Here is a 7,974-nt window from a genome sequence, read left to right as displayed (position 1 = left end):
CAACGAGGCGACCGGGGGCGCCGCCCGCCTCGTCACCGGCCCGCCCGCGCTGCTCGACGACCTGGAGCGCGCCGGGGCGCCCGGCCGCTACGCCGCCGCGCCGGTCCGCGACGCGACGGGACGCGTGGTGGCGGCGGTGACCGTCCCCGGCGGGGGCGACCTCACCGGCCTGCGCGCGGCCGCGGACGCCATCTCCGCCGACTTCGGCCGTCCGGACGCTCCGCGCCCGCCCGGGTGAGGACGCCCGCCGCGACGAGCTCCAGCGTGATGAGCACCGCGACGACCTCGATGGCGAGCAGGCCGATGAGCACCAGCAGCTGCGTCGCGCCCGCCTGGACGGGGTCGGCGCCGCCGAGCAGCACGCCGACGAACGCGCCGGGCAGCGTGACGAGCCCGACCGTCCGGGTCTGGTCGAGGACGGGGAACAGCGCGAGCGCGGCGGCGGGGCGGCACACCTCCATCGCCGCGTCCCGCGGCATCAGCCCGAGCGCGAGCCCGCCCTCGTACTCGCCGCGCCGCGTCGCCAGCTCGTCGAGCGCGCGCCGCCCGGTGAGCCCGGTCGCCGACATGGCGCCGCCGATGAAGATGCCGGCGATCGGCAGCACCGACACGGTGCGGAACGGGACGAGCCGCGAGGCGAGCAGCAGCGCGAGGACGGGCGCGACGCCCGCGACGATCGGCAGCGCGGTCGTCCACGCGCCGGCGCGCATCGACCCGGTGATGCGGCGGCCCGCCGTCACCACGGCGATGACGACCATGCCCGCGATGAACGCGGCGGTGTAGCCGGCGTCGCGCAGCACCGCGGCGATGAGCGCGGACACCGCGGCGAGCTGCACGGTCGCGCGCACGGCGACGACCACCAGGTCCCGGCCGAGACCGATCCGGCCGAGCCGCGCGAGCGCCGCCGCGAACACCGCGAGCGCGCCGAGGACGATCGCCAGGAGTGGTCCGGCCGCGGGCCCCGCGCTCATCCCCACCCCCCGGACCAAACGATCTTCTGTAACCGCTCTTCCCATTTGAGCCGATTGTGATCCGCAAGGCCGCTCAAGGGAGCGAAAAGCCCGATAGCGTGGGACTTGTGGAGGACGAGGAGGCAGGCGGGACGTCCCGCCGCAGAGCGCTCTGGCTGATGGGGGCCGCCGCCGTCGGCCTCACCGCGATCGGCGCCGACGAGGCGCATCCGTCCCGGGTGTCGCACGCCGCGGCGAAGCCGTCCGTGCCGACGCCGCGCGCCCGTCCCGTCATCCATCCGAAGCCGGCGCCGTCCCCCACCCCGACGCCGCGCCCCGCGAGCTGGGCGCAGGCGCGGCTGACCGCGCTGGAGACGCCCGTCCGCGAGCTGACGCAGCTGTCCCCGGCGCCGCCGCCGAAGACGATCGCGCTCACCATCGACGACGGCCCGCACCCGGAGTACACGCCGAAGATGCTCGACCTGCTGGCCGAGCACGAGGTCCACGCGACCTTCTTCATGATCGGCGAGCAGGTGAAGGAGTGGCCGAAGCTGGTGCGCCGGGTCGCCGCCGCCGGCCACCAGATCTGCAACCACACCGAGACGCATCCCATCACCATCGCGGGCCTGCCGCGGAAGCGGGTCAAGAAGGAGATGGTGCAGGCGCGCGACCGGATCGCCGACACGACCGGGATCGAGCCGCAGTTCTTCCGGTCGCCGGGCGGCGCCTGGTCGAAGACGATCCTGGAGCTGGTCGCGGAGCACAACATGCTGCCGATCGACTGGGCGGTCGACCCGCGCGACTGGTCGCGGCCGGGCGTCGGGCACATCCGCCGGACGATGCTGCGCGGCAAGGCGGGCAACATCATGCTGTGCCACGACGGCGGCGGCGACCGCTCGGAGACCATCGCGGCGCTGCGCAAGGTCATCCCGAAGATGAAGAAGCGCGGCCTCACGTTCGTGGCGCTCTGACCTCCCGGCGGGCCGCGACCTCCCGGCGGACGGCGACCTCCCGGCGGGCGGCGACCTCCCGGCCCGCCTCCCGGAGGCCCGCGAACAAGTCGGTCTCCGGGAGTTCCGTCGCGACGTGCGAGAAGGCCAGCCGGTAGTCCTCGGTGGGCCACACCTCCCGCTCGACGTCGCGCGGGTGCAGCATGAACCCGGCGTCCGGGTCCACCTGCGTGGCGTGCGCGAGGAGCGCCGCGTCCCGGACGGCGAAGTACTCCGCGCACGGGACGCGCGTGGTGATCTCGAGGTCCGCGGCGCCGTCCGGCCATTCCGCGAGCACCGGGCCCATCGGCGACTCCAGGCCGCGCGCGAGCATGCCGTCGTGCAGCGCCTGGAACCAGGCCCGCGAGAACGCGCCCTGGTAGTACAGCTTCGCGGCCTGCCACGGCCCGCCCGTGCCGGGGTACCGCTCCGGGTCCGCGGCGGCGCCGAACGCCTCCGCCGTGACCTGGTGCGTCTTGACGTGGTCGGGGTGCGGGTAGCCGCCGGTCTCGTCGTAGGTCACGACGACGTGCGGCCGGAACCCGCGGATGAGCGCGACGAGCGGGCGCGCCGCGTCCGCGAGCGGCTGGAGCGCGAAGCAGCCGTCCGGCAGGTCCTCGCCGTCACCGGGCAGGCCCGAGTCGGTGAAGCCGAGGAACCGCTGCCGGACGCCGAGGATCTCCCGCGCCGCCGCCATCTCCCGGCGCCGGACCGCCGGCAGGTCCGCGCGGACCTCCGGACGGTCCAGCGCCGGGTTGAGGACGCTGCCGCGCTCCCCGCCCGTGCAGGTCGCGACGAGGACGTCCGCGCCCTCGGCCGCGTACTTCGCCAGCGTCGCGGCGCCCTTGCTGGACTCGTCGTCCGGGTGCGCGTGGACGGTCAGCAGCCGCGGCCGCTCTCCGGGAGTGATGCGGAGGTTCATCTGTTCCTTTCTGCAGGCGGGACGTTGAGGGACGGGACGGGTCAGCGAGTGACGCGCAGGTTCACGCGGCCTCCTTTCCGGGCTTGCGGGACGGGTAGAAGAGCGCGGGCACCAGCGTCAGCGCGGACAGCCCGACCGCCCACCAGAACGTGGCGCCGTACGCGGCGGCCGGAGCGTGGTGGCCGAGCGACCGCTGCAGCACGACGGCGAGGACGGCGGTGCCGAGCGAGCCGCCGACCCGGTTGAGGGTGTTGACGGCTCCGGCGGCGCGGGCCGTCTCGTCGGGGCGGACGGCGGCGTAGACGGTCGCCATGCCGGGCGCCATCACCACGCCGAGGCCGGCGCCGCGCACCACCAGCGACAGGGTCAGCAGCCAGCCCGCCGGGTCCGCGCCGAGCTGCGTGAACGCGACCGTCCCGGCGAGGGTCAGAACGATGCCGGTGACGATGAGCGGCCGCGGCGCCATCCGGTCGACGAGCCGCGAGGCGTAGAACGTCGCGACGGCGGTGCCGAGGGCCTGCGGGGCGAGCAGCAGCCCGGCCTTCAGCGCGGACGCGTGCTCGACCTGCTGGTAGTAGAGCGGCAGCAGGAGCATCGAGCTGTAGAGCGCGGCGCCCTGGAGGAACGAGTTGGCCGTCGCGACCGCGAAGCCGCGCCGGGCGAACAGGCCGAGGTCGATGAGCGCGGTGCCGCGCCGCCGCAGCGCGTGGATCCCGTACCCGGCGAGCAGCACCGTCCCGGCGGTGAGCGGGGCGAGGACGCGCGCCGCGCCGAACCCCGCCGTCCCGACCTCGGAGAAGCCGTAGACGACCGCGGCGAGACCGGGCGACAGCAGCGCGAGACCGCGGACGTCCAGCCGCCGCGCCGCCGCGCCGGCCCTGGCGAACGCGGGGACGCAGCGCGCCGCGAGCACCAGCGTGACCAGGCCGAGCGGGACGTTCACCAGGAACATCCAGCGCCAGTCGAGCCGCTCGACGATGAGCCCGCCGAGCACCGGCCCGAGGACGGGCGCGAACGTCAGCGGCAGGACGGTGATCCCGAAGACGCGGCCGAGCCGCTTCGGCCCGGCGGCCCGCACGACGATCGACTGGCCGATCGGCTGGATCAGCCCGCCGCCGATCCCCTGCAGCACCCGGAACGCGATGAGGCTCCCGGCCGACCAGGCGAGCCCGCACAGCGCGGACCCGGCGGTGAACAGCGCGACGGACGCCATCCACATCGTCCGGGCGCCGAACCGGTCGCTCGCCCAGCCGGCGAGCGGCATCACCATCGAGATCGCCAGCAGGTAGCCGGCGGACACCCACTGCAGGGTCGTGACGGGGGCGCCGAAGTCGCGGGCGACCGCGTCCAGGCCGACGCCCACGATCGTCGTGTCGAGCAGGGCGAGGATCGGCCCGAGCACCAGCACGAACGACGTCTTCAGCAGCGCCGGGTCGAGCCGTTCCGGGGCGCCGGACGCGTCGGCGGGAGCACCGGCGGACGCCGTGGCGGGTGCGCGAGAGGGCGCGGTCATGGACACCTCCAAGTGAGTGGAACGAGCACAACTCTAGATTCGTCCTACTTAGAGGTCAATACTATTTTTAGGCTCACTACATCTTCTGTGGGGACGCCTGGCGGGCGCCTGGCAAGAGACGGTCATTCCATGGCGGCGCGGGACCGCGGGTCCTTAGGATCGCGATGATCGACGTCGAGCCAGAGGGGTTCCCCCGTGTACGGCCCTCCGCCCTCCCCGTTCCCCGCGCCCTACGGCGGCCCGCCACCGCCCCCGCCGCAGTACGAGCCGGGCGAGGCGGTGAGCGAGGCCGCGCCGCGCGGCCGCCGTCTGCTGGCCTGGTCGATCGACTCCGGGATCCTGCTGGTCGTGGCCCTGCTGCTCGCCGCCATGACGTGGGGGCGGCTGCAGTCCTACGTCGCCGAGGACCTGCCCCACAAGGCGTGGTCGGCCGGCATCGAGCTCCTGCTGTCGGGCGGGAGCGTGCAGAAGGCCGCCGGCGAGCTCGGCGCGGGCGTGTGGGGCTCGTTCGTCGCCATCGTCGAGCAGGGCCTGCTGCTGCTCGTCCTGGCCGAGCTGCTCCTGCAGTTCGCCGGGACGGCGTGGCTCGGGCGGTCGGTCGGCAAGGCCGCGATGGACCTGCGCGTCGGGCACAGCGCCGTCCCGGCCAAGCCCGGCAAGGCGCGCGCGGCGCGCCGGGCGCTCGTCACGACCGCGTCGGGCAGCGGCCTGTACGCGCTCGCCTGGGTGCTCCTGCTGGAGGGGCTGTTCTTCTTCGCCGTCCTGCTGTGGCTGCTCGCGATCGCGGTCTTCCTGGCCAACAGCCTGCCCGCCCTCGTCGGGCGGCGGCGCCGCACGCTCGCCGACCTGGTCGGCGGCACGGTGGTGGTACGGGCGGGCGGCTACCAGCGCGCCGTGGCGGCGGCGCGGCAGGGCGCCGTCGTCGCGTGGGACGGCGCCCAGGCCGCGGGCCAGGTGGCCGGGCAGGCGGCCCGCGACAACGCCGCGCGGCTCGCCCAGCACGACCGCGTGCGGCAGGCGATCGAGTCCGACCAGGCCAGGCGGCTGCAGGAGCTCGGCCGGCAGTCCGCCGGGAAGCTGCGGGAGGTCGCGGCGAGCGAGCGCGCGCAGCAGGTGCAGGACGCGGGCAAGCGGCTCGGCGGCCGCGTCAAGGACGCCTACCGGGAGCGCAGGGCGGGACGGGCCGTCGAGCAACCGGCGCAGCCCGCCCTGCCGCCACCGCCCCCGGCACTGCCGCCACCGCCCCCGGCCATGCCGCAGCAGCCGTACGAGCAGCAGCAGTACCACCAGCAGTACCAGCAGGCGCCGTACGAGCAGCCGCCGCCCGGCTAGGGGCCGGGCGGCGGCGGACCGCTACGGGACGGGGACGGGCGGCGGCGCCGCGGCCGGGGCCGGCACGGCCTCGCCGTGCGAGACCCGCGGCAGCCAGCCCAGCCAGCGCGGCAGGTACCAGTTCGCGCGGCCGAGCAGCGCCATCGCGGCGGGCAGCAGCACGATCCGGACCACGGTCGCGTCGATCAGCACCGCCACCGCGAGGCCCACGCCGAGCTGCTTGAAGTCCTGCATGGACAGCGTTCCGAAGATCGCGAACGTGGCGATCATGATGACGGCGGCGCTGGTCACGACCCCGGCGGTGGCGCGGACGCCCTCGCCGACCGCCCGCGCGGTGTCGAGGCCGCGGTCCCGCGCCTCGCGGATCCGCGACACCACGAACACGTGGTAGTCCATCGACAGCCCGAACAGCACCACGAACACGAACAGCGGGATCCACGACTCCAGCGCGCCCGCGCCCCGCGTCCCGACCAGCGAGTCGCCCCAGCCGTGCTGGAACACCGCGACCATCACCCCGTACGCGGCGGCGACCGACAGCAGGTTCAGCGCGATCGCGGTCAGCGCGATGACGACGGACCGGAAGAACACCAGCATGAGCAGGAACGTGACGCTCATGACGAACAGGAACACCGGCACGATCGCGTGCTTGAGCTGGGCGTTGTAGTCGGTGGACCAGGCGAGCTGCCCGCTCACGGGCGCGTCCGCGACCCGTCCGACGGTCTGCGGGACGATCGTGCCCCGCAGCGTCTCCAGCGCGTGCTCGGACGTGGCGTCCGAGCCGGAGCCGGCGAGCGGCACCTCGATCTCGGCGACGTTCGCCTTCCGGTGCACGGTCACCTCGATCGGCGCGTTCATCTCGCCGGACGCGAGGGCCCGCCGCTTCAGCTCCCCGATCGCCGCCTTGACCTGCGGTGCGTCGATGTCGCGGGCCTTCACCACGACGTTCGCGGGCGCCGGGTTGCCGGGGAACGCCCTGTTCAGCTCGGTGTAGGTCCGCGCGATCCTCTCCCCGGGCGGGATCTGCTGGTCGATGCCGAGCTTCGCGGTCTTCATCCCGAGCGCGGGCGCCGCGAGCGCCAGCAGCAGCCCCGCCGACAGCACCGCCGCGATCCCCGGACGGGCCAGCACGGGCTTGAGCAGCGTCCCCACGACCCCGGCCCGCTCGCCGCCCCTGCCCGCCCGGTGCCGGCGCGGCAGCCGGATCCGGCCGACCTCCACCTTGTCGCCGAGCAGCGACAGCAGCGCGGGCAGCACCGTCACCGAGCCGAGCATCGCGATGCACACGACGAGGATCGTCGCGACCGCGAACCCCTTGAACAGCAGCAGCCCGGACAGGAACATCCCGGACATCGCGACCATGACGGTGACGCCGGAGACGAGCACGGACCGTCCCGAGGTCGCCGCCGCGATCGCCAGCGCCGTCTCCCGGTCCCGGCCGCGCCGCCGCTCCTCGCGCTCGCGCTGCAGGTAGAACAGGCAGTAGTCGACGCCGACGGCGAGTCCCATCAGCAGCATCACCGAGTTCGTCGTGTCGTCCACGTGCACCGCGTGGCTGGCCACGGCCAGCAGCCCGCCCGCCGCGAGGTAGGCGGTGAACGCCAGCACCACCGGCAGGACGGCCGCGAGCAGCGCCCCGAACGCGACGAGCAGGATCCCGATCGCCAGCGGCACCGCCGTCATCTCGGCGCGCTTGAAGTCCTTGCCGAGCGCGTTGTCGAACCAGGCGTCCGCCGTCGCGCCGCCGAACTCGCCGATCGTCACCTTCGGGTTGTCGCGCTGCGCCTTCCCGACCGCGTCCTCGACGGCGGGCAGCGGGTCCGGCGCGCCGTCCGGCGCCTTCTTCAGCGTGAACTGGACGATCACGTGCCGCCGGTCCCGCGCGACCGTGTCCGGCCGCAGGTCCGTGATCTTCCCGGTGGCCTGCACGTTCGCCCGGACGGCCGCGACGGCGCGGGCCGTCTCCGGCGCGCCCGTGGGCCCGGTGACCAGCACGGTCTCCGAGTCGGGGTCGTCGATGCCCGCCTCGTCGATGATCTTCTCGGCGTGCGCCGACCGTCCAGCGCCCTGCTCGTGCTCCGCCATCGTGGTCTGGCCCACCGCGCCGCCCAGCACCGAGGCCAGGACGACGAACAGCAGCCAGCCGAGCACGGCCGCCATCCGGTGCCGCGCGCTCCAGCCGCCGAGCGCGGCGGCGAGGTTCCTTCTCATGGGAGTCCCCTGGGGGTCGTCGGTGCGGGGTGACACCAAGAAGCCAATAGGGGCCGCGCC

General features: G+C 74.7%; 7 protein-coding genes. 3 read left to right on the top strand and 4 right to left on the bottom strand.

From position 1 onward, the window contains the following. Positions 1-238 (top strand): IclR family transcriptional regulator C-terminal domain-containing protein (locus F9B16_RS51355; protein WP_225992111.1); only part of this gene is annotated, 238 nt, incomplete at its 5' end. On the opposite strand, the gene F9B16_RS31670 is transcribed toward F9B16_RS51355, so the two are convergent. Beyond that, complete coding sequence (locus tag F9B16_RS31670; RefSeq protein ID WP_151543888.1) at positions 162-971, bottom strand: ABC transporter permease; 810 nt, start codon at positions 969-971, stop codon at positions 162-164. The genes F9B16_RS51355 and F9B16_RS31670 overlap by 77 nt on opposite strands. 107 nt (positions 972-1,078) lie before the next feature. On the opposite strand from F9B16_RS31670, the gene F9B16_RS31665 reads away from it, so the two are divergent. Next, the gene (locus tag F9B16_RS31665; protein WP_225992110.1) at positions 1,079-1,921 is read left to right on the top strand and encodes a polysaccharide deacetylase family protein; all 843 of its coding nucleotides are present in this window, start codon (positions 1,079-1,081) and stop codon (positions 1,919-1,921) included. On the opposite strand, the gene mca is transcribed toward F9B16_RS31665, so the two are convergent. After that, complete coding sequence (mca, locus tag F9B16_RS31660; RefSeq protein WP_151543887.1) at positions 1,902-2,861, bottom strand: mycothiol conjugate amidase Mca; 960 nt, start codon at positions 2,859-2,861, stop codon at positions 1,902-1,904. The two genes, F9B16_RS31665 and mca, sit on opposite strands and share 20 nt — an antisense overlap. Positions 2,862-2,922: 61 nt before the next feature. Continuing rightward, complete coding sequence (locus tag F9B16_RS31655; RefSeq protein WP_151543886.1) at positions 2,923-4,374, bottom strand: MDR family MFS transporter; 1,452 nt, start codon at positions 4,372-4,374, stop codon at positions 2,923-2,925. 195 nt (positions 4,375-4,569) lie between these two features. On the opposite strand from F9B16_RS31655, the gene F9B16_RS31650 reads away from it, so the two are divergent. Next, complete coding sequence (locus F9B16_RS31650; protein WP_151543885.1) at positions 4,570-5,706, top strand: RDD family protein; 1,137 nt, start codon at positions 4,570-4,572, stop codon at positions 5,704-5,706. 21 nt (positions 5,707-5,727) lie between these two features. Here F9B16_RS31650 and F9B16_RS31645 read toward each other — a convergent pair whose 3' ends face one another. Further along, positions 5,728-7,914 carry an MMPL family transporter gene (locus F9B16_RS31645; RefSeq protein WP_151543884.1) on the bottom strand — a complete coding sequence of 729 codons (2,187 nt, stop codon included), beginning with the start codon at positions 7,912-7,914 and terminating at the stop codon, positions 5,728-5,730. Positions 7,915-7,974: the final 60 nt, after the last annotated feature.

This window comes from Actinomadura montaniterrae, from assembly GCF_008923365.1.
Taxonomy (GTDB): Bacteria; Actinomycetota; Actinomycetes; order Streptosporangiales; family Streptosporangiaceae; genus Spirillospora; species Spirillospora montaniterrae.
The sequence above is the reverse complement of the archived record's forward strand: the minus strand, read 5'-3'. Positions and strand labels throughout refer to the sequence as shown.

Bases quoted from the DNA above. Each gene is read 5' to 3' on its own strand.
- F9B16_RS31670 (WP_151543888.1), bottom strand. From the start codon at position 971: ATGAGCGCGGGGCCCGCGGCCGGACCACTCCTGGCGATCGTCCTCGGC.
- mca (WP_151543887.1), bottom strand. From the start codon at position 2,861: ATGAACCTCCGCATCACTCCCGGAGAGCGGCCGCGGCTGCTGACCGTC.
- F9B16_RS31655 (WP_151543886.1), bottom strand. From the start codon at position 4,374: ATGACCGCGCCCTCTCGCGCACCCGCCACGGCGTCCGCCGGTGCTCCC.
- F9B16_RS31645 (WP_151543884.1), bottom strand. From the start codon at position 7,914: ATGAGAAGGAACCTCGCCGCCGCGCTCGGCGGCTGGAGCGCGCGGCAC.